General features: G+C 41.3%; 16 protein-coding genes and 1 tRNA gene. 6 read left to right on the top strand and 11 right to left on the bottom strand.

The window, feature by feature from the left end:
- Positions 1 to 62 precede the first annotated feature (62 nt).
- Entirely contained in the window at positions 63 to 2486 is a 2424-nt protein-coding gene (locus IPM95_02180) for a hypothetical protein (GenBank protein MBK9328124.1), read from the top strand.
- A complete protein-coding gene (locus IPM95_02175; protein ID MBK9328123.1) occupies positions 2444 to 3262 on the top strand; it encodes a gliding motility-associated C-terminal domain-containing protein in 819 nt (272 codons plus the stop codon). The genes IPM95_02180 and IPM95_02175 overlap by 43 nt, the downstream gene beginning before the upstream one ends.
- A 15-nt stretch (positions 3263 to 3277) precedes the next feature.
- On the opposite strand, the gene IPM95_02170 is transcribed toward IPM95_02175, so the two are convergent.
- The 3 genes from IPM95_02170 to IPM95_02160 are packed head-to-tail and all read right to left on the bottom strand — an operon-like array spanning position 3278 to position 4562.
- The gene (locus IPM95_02170) at positions 3278 to 3478 is read right to left on the bottom strand and encodes a DUF445 family protein (protein MBK9328122.1); all 201 of its coding nucleotides are present in this window, start codon (positions 3476 to 3478) and stop codon (positions 3278 to 3280) included.
- Positions 3478 to 3894 (bottom strand): DUF445 family protein, encoded by a 417-nt coding sequence (locus tag IPM95_02165; GenBank protein MBK9328121.1) that lies wholly within the window; start codon positions 3892 to 3894, stop codon positions 3478 to 3480. Before IPM95_02165 ends, IPM95_02170 begins: the two co-directional genes overlap by 1 nt.
- Before the next feature lie 11 nt (positions 3895 to 3905).
- Positions 3906 to 4562, bottom strand: coding sequence for an orotate phosphoribosyltransferase (locus tag IPM95_02160; protein MBK9328120.1), 657 nt, complete (start codon positions 4560 to 4562; stop codon positions 3906 to 3908).
- A 55-nt stretch (positions 4563 to 4617) separates the two neighbouring features.
- On the opposite strand from IPM95_02160, the gene IPM95_02155 reads away from it, so the two are divergent.
- Positions 4618 to 5253 (top strand): NUDIX domain-containing protein, encoded by a 636-nt coding sequence (locus tag IPM95_02155; GenBank protein ID MBK9328119.1) that lies wholly within the window; start codon positions 4618 to 4620, stop codon positions 5251 to 5253.
- A gap of 2 nt (positions 5254 to 5255) precedes the next feature.
- Here IPM95_02155 and IPM95_02150 read toward each other — a convergent pair whose 3' ends face one another.
- The 4 genes from IPM95_02150 to IPM95_02135 all read right to left on the bottom strand — a co-directional run bounded on the left by IPM95_02150 (position 5256) and on the right by IPM95_02135 (position 8672).
- Positions 5256 to 6155, bottom strand: coding sequence for an AEC family transporter (locus IPM95_02150; protein MBK9328118.1), 900 nt, complete (start codon positions 6153 to 6155; stop codon positions 5256 to 5258).
- Positions 6156 to 6226: 71 nt separating this feature from the next.
- Entirely contained in the window at positions 6227 to 6766 is a 540-nt protein-coding gene (locus tag IPM95_02145; GenBank protein MBK9328117.1) for a sterol desaturase family protein, read from the bottom strand.
- Between the two features lie 71 nt (positions 6767 to 6837).
- Positions 6838 to 7803: a glutamate formimidoyltransferase gene (gene ftcD, locus IPM95_02140; protein ID MBK9328116.1), complete on the bottom strand. Its 966-nt coding sequence runs from the start codon at positions 7801 to 7803 to the stop codon at positions 6838 to 6840.
- A complete protein-coding gene (locus IPM95_02135; GenBank protein MBK9328115.1) occupies positions 7803 to 8672 on the bottom strand; it encodes an alpha/beta hydrolase in 870 nt (289 codons plus the stop codon). Before IPM95_02135 ends, ftcD begins: the two co-directional genes overlap by 1 nt.
- A 44-nt stretch (positions 8673 to 8716) precedes the next feature.
- Here IPM95_02135 and IPM95_02130 point away from each other — a divergent pair, with 44 nt between their 5' ends.
- Positions 8717 to 9283, top strand: coding sequence for a Crp/Fnr family transcriptional regulator (locus IPM95_02130; protein ID MBK9328114.1), 567 nt, complete (start codon positions 8717 to 8719; stop codon positions 9281 to 9283).
- 227 nt (positions 9284 to 9510) lie between these two features.
- Here the strand turns inward: IPM95_02130 and IPM95_02125 are convergent, their stop codons facing one another.
- The 3 genes from IPM95_02125 to IPM95_02115 all read right to left on the bottom strand — a co-directional run bounded on the left by IPM95_02125 (position 9511) and on the right by IPM95_02115 (position 11962).
- Entirely contained in the window at positions 9511 to 10125 is a 615-nt protein-coding gene (locus IPM95_02125) for a methyltransferase domain-containing protein (GenBank protein ID MBK9328113.1), read from the bottom strand.
- 116 nt (positions 10126 to 10241) lie between these two features.
- Entirely contained in the window at positions 10242 to 11045 is an 804-nt protein-coding gene (locus tag IPM95_02120; GenBank protein ID MBK9328112.1) for a hypothetical protein, read from the bottom strand.
- Positions 11042 to 11962 (bottom strand): polysaccharide deacetylase family protein, encoded by a 921-nt coding sequence (locus IPM95_02115; GenBank protein ID MBK9328111.1) that lies wholly within the window; start codon positions 11960 to 11962, stop codon positions 11042 to 11044. The genes IPM95_02120 and IPM95_02115 overlap by 4 nt, the downstream gene beginning before the upstream one ends.
- Before the next feature lie 319 nt (positions 11963 to 12281).
- Between IPM95_02115 and IPM95_02110 the strand changes: the two genes are divergently transcribed.
- Positions 12282 to 13610, top strand: a complete 1329-nt coding sequence (locus tag IPM95_02110; protein ID MBK9328110.1) for an adenosylhomocysteinase — start codon at positions 12282 to 12284, stop codon at positions 13608 to 13610.
- Between the two features lie 159 nt (positions 13611 to 13769).
- A tRNA-His gene (locus IPM95_02105) sits at positions 13770 to 13845 on the top strand.
- A gap of 14 nt (positions 13846 to 13859) precedes the next feature.
- Here the strand turns inward: IPM95_02105 and IPM95_02100 are convergent.
- Positions 13860 to 14447, bottom strand: coding sequence for a phosphatase PAP2 family protein (locus IPM95_02100; GenBank protein ID MBK9328109.1), 588 nt, complete (start codon positions 14445 to 14447; stop codon positions 13860 to 13862).
- Positions 14448 to 14449: the final 2 nt, after the last annotated feature.

The raw sequence follows: 14449 nt of genomic DNA, 5'->3' as shown, positions 1-14449 counted from the left end.
TTGCAGGCCAAACAGCTACATTAACTGCCAATGGTGCCACAACTTACAGCTGGACGGGCGGTTTGAGCGGCAATCCTGTAACTACACCTGCATTGAGTACCACCACTACTTATACCGTCACCGGCACAACGAATGGATGTACAGGAACCGCAGCAGCAGCTGTAACCGTAAAACCAAATCCTACGGTAACAGTGAATAGCCCATCCATTTGCAGCGGCCAAACAGCTACATTGACAGCCAATGGTGCCACAACTTATAGCTGGACAGGTGGATTGAGCGGTAACCCCGCTACGACACCTGCATTGAATTCTACAACCACTTATACGGTTACTGGTACTACGAATGGATGTACCGGAACTGCTGTTGCTACTGTTACCATAAAATCGAATCCAACGGTTACGGTGAATAGCCCGAGTATCTGTGATGGTCAGACAGCTGCTCTAACTGCAAATGGCGCCACAACCTATAGCTGGACGGGAGGATTGAGTGGTAACTCACCTCTAACACCTGCATTGAACACTACTGCCACTTATACCGTCACGGGTACAACGAACGGATGTACAGGAACCGCTGTAGCTACTGTAACCGTAAAACCCAACCCAACGATAACGGTGAACAGTCCATCCATTTGCAGCGGCCAAACAGCTACATTAATTGCCAATGGTGCAGCAACTTACAGCTGGACGGGCGGTTTGAGCGGCAATCCTGTAACTACACCTGCATTGAGCACCACCACTACTTATACCGTCACCGGCACAACGAATGGATGTACAGGAACCGCTGCAGCAGCTGTAACCGTAAAACCAAATCCAACGGTGACAGTGAATAGCCCAACTGTTTGTAATAACCAAACAGCCACACTATCCGCCAACGGAGCCGCCACTTACACCTGGACCGGCGGATTAAGCGGTAACCCCGCTTCTACACCGGCATTGACCAGTACTCAAACCTATACCGTAACAGGTACGACAAATGGTTGTACAGGAACTGCTGTGGCTACAGTAAATGTTAATTCTAATCTGTTAATTGCTGTCAATAACCCGTCTATCTGTGATGGACAAACAGCTGTGCTGACTGTCAGCGGTGGTACTTCCTATACCTGGTCAGGTGGATTAAGTGGTAATCCTGTAACAACTCCCACATTGAACACAACCACCACCTACACGGTTACCGGCACTACGTCTGGCTGTACAGGTTCTGCGACTGCAACAGTAACTATAATACCAAATCCTGTAATTAACGTTAATAGTCCGGCAGTTTGCAGCGGACAATCTGCAGCACTCACAGCAAGCGGGGCAACAACCTATACCTGGACAGGAGGTCTTGGTAGCGGGGTAAGTGTCACAACACCTGCATTAACCGGAAATCAAACCTATACGGTTACAGGAACAACAGGCGGATGTACGGGGACGGCTGTTTCAATCGTTACTGTAAAACCAAATCCTGTTGTTACTGTCAATAACCCGGGAATCTGTAGTGGTTTAACAGCAATATTAAATGCAAATGGTGCTTCAGCTTATAATTGGACAGGAGGCTTAAGCGGCAATCCGGCTACCACACCGGTCTTAACAAGTACACAAACCTATACTGTTACCGGAACCTCCAACGGTTGTTCGGGAACTGCAACCGCTATTGTTACTGTAACACCCAATCCGGTTGTAAATGTGAACTCTCCAAGCATATGTAATGGTCAGACGGCAACACTTACAGCCGGTGGAGCCACCACCTATTCCTGGTCAGACGGGTTGGGGAGTGGTACGACTGTGATAACCCCGGCTTTGTCATCTAACCAGACTTATACGGTTACCGGCACTGCAAACGGATGTACCGGAACTGTGACAGCGAGTGTTACTATAAAACCAAATCCGACGGTTACGGTCAATAACCCAAACATATGCAGCGGACAAACCGCCATCCTTACTGCCAACGGAGCATCTACCTATACCTGGACAGGTGGATTGGGTAGCGGACCGAATGTCACATCACCTGTACTAAGCACTTCACAAACCTATACGGTTACAGGAACTACGAATGGATGCACAGGTTCTGCGGTGTCATCAGTAGTCGTAAAACCAACAAAATCCACCAATATAACCAGATCCATTTGTTCTGATGATAGTGTGAGGATTGGCACGCAAACATTTAATCAGTCCGGAAATTTTACGGTGGTGTTGCAAACTTCACAAGGATGTGACAGTATTGTTATTTTAAATCTTACTGTTACAAATGTCTTGACGCCTTCTGTATCTGTCACAGCCAGTAAAACAGATTTATGTCCAGGGGATATAGTTACGTTTAAAGCAACCCCCGTCGATGCCGGTTCGAATCCGGGTTTTCAATGGATGTTGAATTCAAATCCCGTTGGAACAAACAATTCGCAATTCATTGCCTCTAATCTGGGTAATAATGACAAGGTGGAGGTAATTGTTACCAGTAACGCTGCATGTGCCACCCCGAAACCGCCACCAGTGATTCAATTGCTGTAAGCTTAAGTAATGTTACATATGTCAAACCTGTTGTTGCTTATTGTAAAAATGATTCTCAAACCATTGACTTACTGGTTATAGCTGCACCTGATCCTGACTTCGATGTCAAATGGACAAACGGAAGTGTTGTTACTACTAATTCCAATTCCGTTTATACGGTCAATAATCTATCCAATGCTAACATACCATTTGAAATTACATATGGTAATAACTGTAAGGTAACTGATTTTTTAAGGGCTACCGTTCATTCATTGCCGGTCATCAATGCAACGTCAGATATTGCAGATGCTAAATATGAGCAGGAAGTTCAGCTGAATGCCAATGGATCTGCATCATTAACGTTTAACTGGCTTCCATCCGACCAGGTCAGTAATAATAGTGTACAAAATCCAACAGCAATCATCAAGGCGACAATGCTGTATAATGTTACCGTTAGAGATACCAATGATTGCGTCAACTCAGATACGGTTTTAGTCCGGTTGATTGACGAGTGTACGGAAGATTTCATTTATATACCGAATGCATTTTCGCCTAACAGAGATGGTGTAAATGACTGCTTCGGCATCATGTCTCCGCCAAAACTCTCGAATTACAAGATGTCTGTCTTTAATCGCTGGGGAGAGAAGGTGTTTGATGCGGTGGATGAGAATGACTGCTGGGATGGAATGTTTAAAGGTACGCCGGCATTGTCGGATGCCTATGTTTATGTGCTTAGTTTTATCTGCTATAATGGAAAAAACCTGTCCAAAAAAGGAACGGTTACTATAATAAAATAATCTGATTCTGGAACACTACAATGCGCTGATGAGCAGTTGTATGATGCCTATAATAAAACCAAGGACAGCACCTATGATTTCGATGAATCGGAATTCCCTGGATGTAATGTGTAACAGCAATTGTTCAAGGCGTTCGTCTGAAAAATTAGCCAATTTGTTCTGAACAAGTTTTTGAATATCTAATTTCTGTTCAATTTTTGTGATGGATGTGTCAATTAAATTAGGAGGTTCCTTTCAATTTCTGTGACAATCGTCTTATGGACACTCTGTATCAGCTGATCCGGGACAATAGCATCTAACAAGGCACTTTTTTCTATTCTGTCCCGTATGGCATTATCTACTCTGATGGCTATTTCTTCTTTAAAATTATTCAGAGCATCCGGATCCTGCATCCTTTCTTTTATATCTGAAAAATTAATCAAATCCCGTTGAACAATAGTTCCGAGCTTTTCGGCAATTCGCGGTTTGTTTTTAGGGAAAATTCCATGAAAAGTAATGAATGCTATTTTTACAGGTCTTCTTGGATGAAAGAGCATCTTTATGGCTAACCAGTTGGTAATCCATCCAATAAATGCACCAATCAATGGAACAGCCCAGGTTTGCCAGCTTATAAGTTGAATGGATAAAAGCATGTCCGGTTTTTTTATTGAATTTGTTGTTGTTGCTGCCACCAATCGTGTGGATTGGTCTGCCAGGTGTTTAAGGTTTCTAATTCATCACTGGAAATATATCCTCCTTTTGCAGCTGCCCGAATCAGGAATTCGTAATTAGTCAATGTCTTTAACACCACACCTTCCGCGTCGAATTTCTGTTTTGCAGATTCAAAACCATATTTATATATCGCAATCATTCCGATGACCTCGGCACCTGCAGCCCGCAGATCGCTTACGGCCTTTAATGAGCTTCCCCCGGTAGAAATCGTATCTTCCACAACCAATACGCGTTGGCCATGCCTTAAATCTCCTTCGATAGTATTGGTTAGTCCATGTTCTTTAGGTTTGGAACGTACATAGATAAATGGAAGATTTAATTCGTCCGCTATAATAGCTCCGTGTGGAATACCGGCTGTGGCTACTCCGGCAATGCAATCGGTATGCGGAAAATATTCATTCAACAGGCTGATTAACCCATCTTTTACAAAGTTTCGTACTTCAGGATAGGATAATAATTTCCGATTATCACAATATACAGGAGACTTTATGCCGCTCGCCCAGATAAATGGATTTTGTGTATTCAGTTGAATTGCTTTTATTTGCAGCAGATATTCTGCTAATGTTTCTTTGTAGGCGTTGTTTTCCATGCGTAATATTGTGAGCAGTATGATTAAAAATAATTGTTGTCATTAATCGTCGTAAATGTATAAACTTTTTATCAATAACAAGATAGTTTTCCTTTGTGAAAATCCAGCTTTTGTGGATAATTTAATGCATGAAGAATTTATTATAGAGCCTTACACGACAAAGGAGAATTTTAAAAACATTTTAAGAATTATTCTAAATAAGGAAAATCCGAATAGCATCGTTTTGTTTCACAGAGACCCGGATAAGGTTTTTACGGAAGTGTGTTCTTATTTCAGGTGCATCGAAGCAGCCGGTGGAGTCGTTGAGAACCCAGCAGGGGAAGTGTTGTTGATTCATCGCAGAGGATTCTGGGATTTGCCTAAAGGGAAAATTGAAAAAGGAGAAACGGTGGAAGGCGCTGCAGTTAGGGAAGTTATCGAAGAAACAGGATTAGAGAATGTGCGTATTGTTGAACCGGTCCGCTTTAGAAAATTTAAAAACAAAGCTACCTATCACTCCTACGCTATCGATGGTGAGTTAGCCATAAAGGTTTCCTTTTGGTTTAAAATGACAACTGATTCTGTCGGCACTTTAATTCCACAATCGGAAGAAGATATTGAACAGGCCATTTGGGTGAAAAAAAAAGATATTCCCGATTTCTTTGATAATATGTATCTGTCGATCATTGATGTGTTGAAAGAGATTTTATAGCTTTATTCCAATATCCATTTCCAAAACAACAGTGTTGGAATTGAAAACAGAATACCAAGCGTTGGCAGCGCGTTTGCCAGTTTTTCGTCCAGGCCATGTTCCGTTGCCATGATGGATGAGGTAATCATCGGCGGCATGGCACATTCCAGCACAGATACCGTATGCAGTTCCGTTCGTTTATCCAGGATAAGATAGAACAGCACAAAAATAATCAGCGGCGCAAGAATCAATTTATATAAAACGCCGGCAAAAAAATTACGCCATACTATATCTTTCAGCTGCCATTTAAACTGAAGTCCAAGCGACAGCATGGCCAGTGGAATCATCCACATTCCCAGAAACTCAAGTGACTTTAATACGTTTCCACCAATAAAATCTTTTGGAATAAATAAGGCTATGATAAACACCAGGAACGGCGGGAATTTCAGCAGCCGTTTGTAAATATCCTTGTGTGTATAGTCGGATGAACTGAAATAAGCAGCAATCAATACACCCAGTGTTGACATGATGAGAAAGCTGCCCGGCTGATCCACAAAAATGGCATACCGGATGCTCTCTGCCCCGTAAAAATAGTTCAAGATGGGAAAGCCGACAAAAGAGGTATTGCCCAGTCCGCAACATAAAATAATACAGGCAATTGTTTTTTTATCCCACTTCAACAGTCTGCCGATAGCAAACGCGTAGCCGATGCTCATAAAAAAGATTATCCAGGCGGATGCTATGGGGTATATGACTGACTGCGTGATGCTTAAATAAGGGACTTTAGATAAGGTGATAGCAGGAAGCGGGACAAAGATGATGAACTTGTTGATTTTGCGGAATAAATCTTTAGGTAAAGAACTAAAGAACTGAGCAATGATTCCCAGTAAAAAAAGACCGAAAAGTAGTATGGGTTGCTCCATGCTGACGTATTGCTGCAAAGGTGCAAAGAATACTTATCATTATCATGCAAAAAATCAGTAAAACCGGAAAATTAATGCATGTTGAAATGCTTCTGATACTTTGGCTTTAGTTGCTGGTTGTTGTCTTTCAACCAGGTCATAGCCATTTTATTCGGTACTTTAACGATGGGAGGTTTTTTATAGGTTCCGAATATCCTGTCCCAAAGCGCCGTGGTCACTCCGTGGTTTACTTTTGGATTGCCGAAGTGGTGATAAAAATGATGTTTGCGCATTCTTAACCCATAACGAATAAGCGGTTCTCTTATATGAAATCGTCTGTGTGTGACTTCGTAGATGAAATACATGCCTGCAAATCCAAGTGAAAATATAAAACCCATTTTAAATGTAAAATGGAGTCCTGTCACCAATGTTGTAAAAGCAAGGACTGCTACAGCTAACGCGATTTTTTTGATTAATGGAGCGAAATAGTGTGCTTCCGCATGGTGCCGCTGATGTTCCTTTTTTATGATTTGTTTTCCTTTTTTCTGATGTCCCAGAAAACGATGGATAATATATTCCATCAGAGTCCAGAAAGCAATGCCGGCTACTAAAAACAGGATACCTTTTATCATGGCTGAAGAATTAGATTGTTAAGGTATATTTTTTTTACGGCTTCGGAAAGCAACAGACACTTAAAAGTTTGTTAAACTTTTCGCAGGTTATACTCTATCACTCTTTCATTAATTTTGAAAGGCTTAACCGAATCCAGACCCAGATATGCTGCTGCTTCCTGGACAGATCTGTTCGGATGACGTAAAGTCAATTCAGGAACCAAGCCAATCAGTTCGCTTCCATCCACTTCAATGCCATAATTTCCCGCAATCTTTTTGATGCAGTCGTATACTTCTATCAATGGGCTGGCAAAAATATCCGTGATGTTGATGGATATCTGCGTGCACTGATATTCTTCCATCCACCAACCGATGGCTTTTACATGCTGCAACAGGCAGCTTTCATATGAGCCATCGTTCTTTGCCCGAATTTGCCGGATTTCCAGTGCGATTCTTTTGGCAAGGCTGAGGTCTTTACTCTTCAGATTTATATTATAAGCGATTAAAAAATTGCGCGCTCCCAGAGCCATCATGCCAAATCTTTCATTGAAGTCGGCAGGGCCGAAATCCGGTTTCCATTCCGGTAACTGTATTTTCTGAGGGATGCTTTCGTATTCGCCTTTGCGAAGATAAGAAAGATTCTTTCTTTCAGGCGAAGTTGCAGAATGTTCATACAAATACACGGGTATCCCCAAATTTCCAATCCGATTCCCCAAAAGTTTTGAAAGTTCCACCACTTCTTCCATTGAAATATGATGTAATGGGATTAATGGGCAAACATCACAGGCTCCCATACGCGGATGTTCACCTTTGTGCATACGCATATCAATTAATTCGTTTGCGGTTTTTATTGCAAGATAGGCGGCTTCCAACACTGCAGAAGGTTTTCCAGCAAAAGTGTAAACCGTTCTGTTGGCATCATATCCGGCATCCACATGCATCAATTTTACATCCGCTGTACTATTAATGGCAGCTGCAATCGCATCAATAATGGCCTGATTTCTTCCATCCGAAAAATTAGGTACGCATTCTATCAGTTTGTCACTATCTGTAAACATCACGAATTTGATTTAATAAATTCAACGACATTTCTGATCCATTCTTCCGGTTTCTCCAGCATCGGGTAATGGCCGCAGTGGTCGATTTTAGTATAGACTGCATTCGGAATTTCCTTATGTAATTGTTCTGCGATGGCTTTCACCGCAATCGGGTCTTGCTGTGCCCATAAAATATGCGCTGGGATATCTAATTGCGTAAGGGCCGGAATCCAGCGGTTCCAGTATTTCACGCGTTCATTGTTGTACTGAGATATTTTATGCAGGACATCTTTTCCTGCGTTCATCATCAGCAACTCCCAGAGTTCATTCATTTCATTCAAATCACATAATTCTTTATCAAACCAGATATCCTGCATGGTTTTGATGAAAGTGCGCTTGTTCATCAATGCGACAATATATTTACCCCAAAACGGATGTTTCAGCAATTTTTGCACAAGTTTAAGCTGCGCCAGCTCGATGTGCATGCTGCCGTTGCAAAAGGTGACAGATTTCAGTTGTACAGGTTCAAATCCCTGTTGCTTTCTTACAATAATTTCATTGGTAACCGTTGTCCCGTAATCGTGTGAGACCAGATGGATTTCTTTCAGACCGAGTTGTTTCCATAATTCAATGGCAATTTCAGCCTGTTCGATTAATGAGTAGGAATAAGGAGCCGGCTTGGCAGATAAACCAAATCCGAGATGGTCGTGAATAACATATGAAAAATCTTTTTCTAAATAGGGCAGCACTTTGTAATAATCGAATGAGGCCGACGGGTAGCCATGCAAAAAGGCGATGGTTGGCTGGCCCGTCTGATACTGAATGTTAAAAACGGAATGTCCGTATACTTTGGTGTACTTGCCTTCCGATTCCCATTGTCGTATATTCATTACTATAAAAATAGCTTTTTTTTATTAAGTTTGATGTGCCGATTATGTCCTCAGAACTGAAAAAATTCTTTCATGATTATGTGCCTCTTCCAGATGCAGAGTTGGAAGATATTGTCAGTAAATTCAGGAAAAAGAACGTAAGGAAAAATGAGTTTGTACTGATGCAGGGCGAAATCTGCAAGGATTTGATTTTTGTACAAAGCGGCTGTTTGCGTTTGTACTATTTACAGGATGAAGTGGAAGTGTCTGTCTGGTTTGCACTCAAACACTCTTCCGCCATTGAAATTTACAGTTTCATCAGTGAAACACCCACCAATTATTTCCTGCAGGCCATTGAAGACAGCGAAGTCTTGTACCTGCCCAAAGCAGAACTGAATAAATTATACCTTACCCACCCTAAGATGCAGGAGATGATGCGCAAATTCTGGGAGGATGTGATATTGCATCTGCTGCAACGCTTTACCGCCCTGCAGCGCGACTCCGCCGAGCAGCGTTATCTGGATTTGTTGAATAAACCGGAATTGCTGCAGTCCATTCCGCAGAAATACCTCGCTTCCTTTATCGGGGTGACACCGACTTCATTGAGCAGGATTAAGAAGAATATTCGATAAGCTTTCATGTCATTTCGGCCGCCAGGGAGAAATCTCAATATATAACAGTTTTTCCAAACTTCAGAGCAGAGTCTCTCGTATAGGACTCTGTGTAATAATTACAATGCAGAGTCCCTTTTAGGTGACACTGCTGAGAATGAATATTTAGCTTCTTTCATTGACGATACACCAACTTTCCTTGGTAGGATTAAGAAGAATATTCGATGAATACTTCAGGGGTATAACCTTTATTTGGTCAGGGTGATAAATCTTAAATACCCAAACAGATAATTTGTTTTTTTCTCCATTTTAAACCCAAGTGTACTCAGGTAAGACTCAAAATCAGATTTAATAAAATCAAGGTAGTATTTGCTCTCAAGTAGATTAATCAGGTGATATGAAACAGTTCCTAGAAAATCGTTTTGGGGTAAATCATATTCTAAGATGAATAGTTTCCCGTTACTTTTTAAAACTCGTCTTACTTCCTTTAATACTAAAGTTCTTATTTCTAATGGCATATCGTGCAACCCCAGGCTTATGGTAACGATATCAAATTCCTCATCTATATAGTTCATATTGCTGGCATCCATTAGCAGGAATGTCAGATTGTTCTTTTTATTTTTCTTTTTTGCAATTTCAAGCATTTCGGATGATAAGTCAATTCCAATAACTTTCTCTGCCGTTTTACTTAAATCCAGCGCCAGACTACCTGTTCCGGTTCCAACATCTAAAACTGATTTGCCGACGGGATGGATTGTTGTTGTAATGTCTCTTCGGACATCAGCCAGGAGAATTTCAAAAACGTCATATACAGGTGCCCACCTTGAAAAATATTGGTCATTATATTGCTTATAGTTTTTCATGTTTTTTACTTTTTTATTTTAAATCCTAAGTCCACAGGAATGATATTCTCACCAAACATATCTCGTTTGGTGAATATATAAATCGATAAGTTAAAATAATTGTCTTTCCTGAATCCTTAAATCGGAACGGTGACAATATCTTTTTTCAGATTTTCAGTTGCTCCCGATTTTATGCTGTTGCGGAAGTCTTTCATGTTCCATACCAGTTTGATTTTTTCTTTCAGGCCCCACTGTCTGGTGTAATAGGTCGTGCCTTTTGCTATATCCTTTTGTTTTACACTGGAATGGTTGCCTTTTAATAAAAGATCAATAGCCTTTAGATACAGCTGATGTGCATGGTCCATTACTTTCTGGTGGACATCCAGCAAAGTTTCATTGCCTTCAAATCCGGTAAATTCAGTGGTGATGATATTGCCGGTGTCAATTCCCAGGTCAATCCACATGATGGTATTGCCGATGAGGTGGTATTGTTTGGTGGCAATACACCAGTTGGTGCAATTAGGGCCGCCCTTAACATAGGGGGACAAGCCGGTATGCAAATTCAGTATTCCTATATCCGGTTTTATGGACAACATCTTTTCCTTCAATAACCTAGTGCCGGATACGATAATCAGATCCGGTGCTATTGCTGTCGTGAAATCATAGGCAGCCTGTGAGTTGATATTTTCAACGTCGATTGTCTTTGTTGGAGGGTAGTCGGTATAAATGTCATTGTAGTAACGTTTCATACCCCACCAGGCATCTGCGATGGCTTTTAAAAATAGTTTCTCGATCACTTTCTCTATGAGCTTAGCCAGGGTGATTTTGGTTTTGGTCTTTCTGCTTTCCAGTATGATTCCGCTGATTGGGTACTGCTTGTGTATCTTATTCGCCAACGCCTTTTGATTGGCTTCGTTGCCTATCCAGAGAACAATTTTCATTTGTAGCCGATTAATGTTTTAATATTTTCCAGGGTATTGGTGATCCGCAGTCTGGTTTTCCACCAGGGTTCGTTATAGAGTTCTATTCTGGGAATTTCAAATACATCATCTTTGAGCGGGTCATACGTGTTTTGTTTAACAGCCAGCCCAATTTCATAGCCGGCTTCTTTGCTTAATCTTTTGGTCGTTTCGTTGAAACTTCCAACAGGGTAGGAGATGGTCACCGGGAAATAGCCGAGATGCTCTTGAATGGACTGAGCGGAATGCAGAAGTTCATATCTTATTTCGTCTAGATTGTCCATTGTTCCGAGCATGCAATGCGTTACGGTGTGGGAGCCGATATAATGGCCAGCCTGGTGGAGTTGATTCAGGTCATCCCAGTTCATCATTAATCTGGGCAGCTCAGCATCGGAAAAGCTCTTTACCACAATTTCCAGCACTTCCGTCCTGTTTGCGTGAGAAATATTCTTTAAAAAAGGTTTAAGCTTCTTGACATAGGCTATCCTTTCTTCTTTTGTCTTTAGTTCCGATATTCGTAATTCAGGGGTTAAAAAATCATAGTTTAAATCTATTTTGGAATGTTTCGTGTGCTGGAAGGTATGTTCTAACACATGCGTCCAGGTCGGCACGTTTCTGTCGATGCAATCCGTCACCACATAAAAGGAAGCCTTGCAGTGGTATTTTTCCAGTATGTCGGCGGCATAGTCAATATTGTCTTTGTAGCCGTCGTCAAAATTGATGGTAGCGTATTTGTTTCTGCCCTGCCTATTTCCCGATTTCACCAAATCTTCAATACGGACGACATCGTAATTGCCGGATAGGTGCTTGATGCATTTCTCAAATAGTTTTACATCCATAGGATCCCACAGAACATCCCGTTCCGGATATACACGATGAAACAGAAAATTTCTTATCATAATGGATGATTCATTCAAAAATCGTGAAAATAAATCTCACTTACCAAAAATAGAGGCAACCCGACATATTTCCAAATATTTGGTAGTTTCTCAGTTTGAATTTTTGTTAAAATTAGTGATATTATTTATTTAGATTTTTTTGCTTGTGTGATTGTAAACGTATCTATATATAGTCTCGCCCACTGTAAGTGTCCCTAAAAGTCAGGTGTAAGCCTCCCGGTTCATAGTGCCACTCAATAGTAGACATTTTTATTTCTTGCCCTATGGCAACTTTTCTCTTAAACTTATACTATAATTTTGCGTTACTTAAAATAAAAATATGTCAACTACTACATCATCTCAAATTGATTTTAGCCTGAAATACAAGGTTAAAGACATGTCCCTTGCAGAATGGGGACGCAAAGAAATAACGCTTGCAGAAGCGGAAATGCCGGGCTTAATGGCACTTCGTGAAGAATTCGGTCCTTCACAACCATTGAAAGGCGCTCGCATCGCCGGTTGCTTACACATGACGATTCAGACGGCTGTGTTAATAGAAACATTGGTAGCTTTAGGTGCTGAAGTGACCTGGTCTTCCTGCAATATCTTCTCTACACAAGATCATGCTGCTGCTGCTATCGCTGCTGCCGGTATTCCGGTGTTTGCCTGGAAAGGCCTGAACGAAGAAGAATTTAACTGGTGTATCGAACAAACCTTGTTCTTCGGTTCTCCGGAACGTCCGTTAAATATGATACTGGACGATGGCGGTGACTTAACCAATATGGTGTTTGATAACTATCCTGAACTGGCAAAAGGTATCAGAGGTTTGTCGGAAGAAACGACTACCGGTGTTCACCGTTTATACGAAAGAATGGAAGCTGGAACTTTATTGATTCCGGCTATCAATATCAACGATTCCGTAACGAAATCTAAATTTGACAACAAATACGGCTGCCGTGAAAGTTGTGTAGATGCGATTCGTCGTGCTACCGATGTAATGATTGCCGGTAAAGTGGCTGTTGTTGCCGGTTTTGGTGACGTAGGTAAAGGTTCTGCGGAATCTTTACGTGGTGCCGGTGCGCGCGTGATTGTTACAGAAATAGACCCAATCTGCGCATTACAGGCTGCCATGGAAGGCTTTGAAGTGAAAAAAATGAAAGATGCGGTAAAAGAAGCGGACATCATCGTGACTACAACAGGTTGCCGTGATATCATCACCGGTGAACACTTCAGATTGATGAAAGATAAAGCGATTGTGGCGAATATCGGCCACTTTGACATCGAGATTGATGTTGCCTGGTTGAATACCAACTATGGTCATACTAAAAACACCATTAAACCGCAGGTTGACCTGTATACTATCGATGGAAAAGATATCATCTTACTGGCTGAAGGTCGTTTGGTGAACTTAGGTTGTGCTACCGGTCACCCTTCCTTTGTAATGTCAAACTCTTTCTCCAATCAGGTGATTGCTCAGTTAGAATTGTGGGCAAATGCTGACAAATACGAAAACAAGGTGTATATGCTTCCTAAACATCTGGATGAAAAAGTTGCCCGTCTGCACTTAGCTAAAATTGGCGTGGTGTTGGATGAGTTAACTCCTGAACAAAGTGCTTATTTGAACATTCCGGTGGCTGGTCCATATAAACCGGAGTATTACAGATATTAATAGTATTGAGTGCTCTATAATTAGTAATCAGATAGAATGCCGTCTCGGTTTAATTGAGACGGCATTTTTTATTTACGTTAAGTATAGTTTAAGTACAAATTGTTGATTTTGCATTTTCAAAAAAAAATCTATCTTTGCAGTCCAGTTCTTTTACTAGACGGACATGTTAGCTCAGTTGGTTAGAGCATCGGTTTGTGGTACCGAGGGTCATGGGTTCGAGCCCCATACGTGTCCCATTTTCTACTTTATTTATTGGATGAATTTATGGTGTATGACCTTTAATGCAGGCAAAACCAGTTTGTAATTGAACCAAGCCAATACATATCCTGTACCAAAACCTGCAATGATATCAGCCGGATAATGCAATCCCACATAAACCTGTGCAAACCCAATAATTGCTGCCCATAAAATCCAGCTAAGATTTATCCACTTGTTTGAAAAAATACCACTTAATACAATACTGAGTGCCATTGTCATGTGATTGGAGGCGTGTGTGGACGGAAAACTTAGCCTTCCGCCGCAATGATCTACCAGAAGCCTGACATGGAGAAAACCATTATAACAGGGGCGGGAGCGGTTAAAGATTGGCTTTAATAGTTGATGAGTGCTGGAATCGGCTATTGCGAAGGCAATAAGCACAAATAGTATGTATAACCAGGCATCTTTCTTGTAACGATGGATTACATATATTCCTAATAGAAGATAAATCGGAATCCAGGTGCGTGCATTTCGAAGGACAGGCATCAGAATGTCAAATACGGCATTTGATATCGTATGATTGATGAAATGAAAAGCACTGTAATCTGCATTTTTCAGGCAATCTATGAACTCATTCATCC

The sequence above is a fragment of the Sphingobacteriales bacterium genome, assembly GCA_016719635.1.
Lineage (GTDB): Bacteria > Bacteroidota > Bacteroidia > Chitinophagales > JADIYW01 > JADJSS01.
This window is presented reverse-complemented; position numbering and strand designations above follow the sequence as displayed.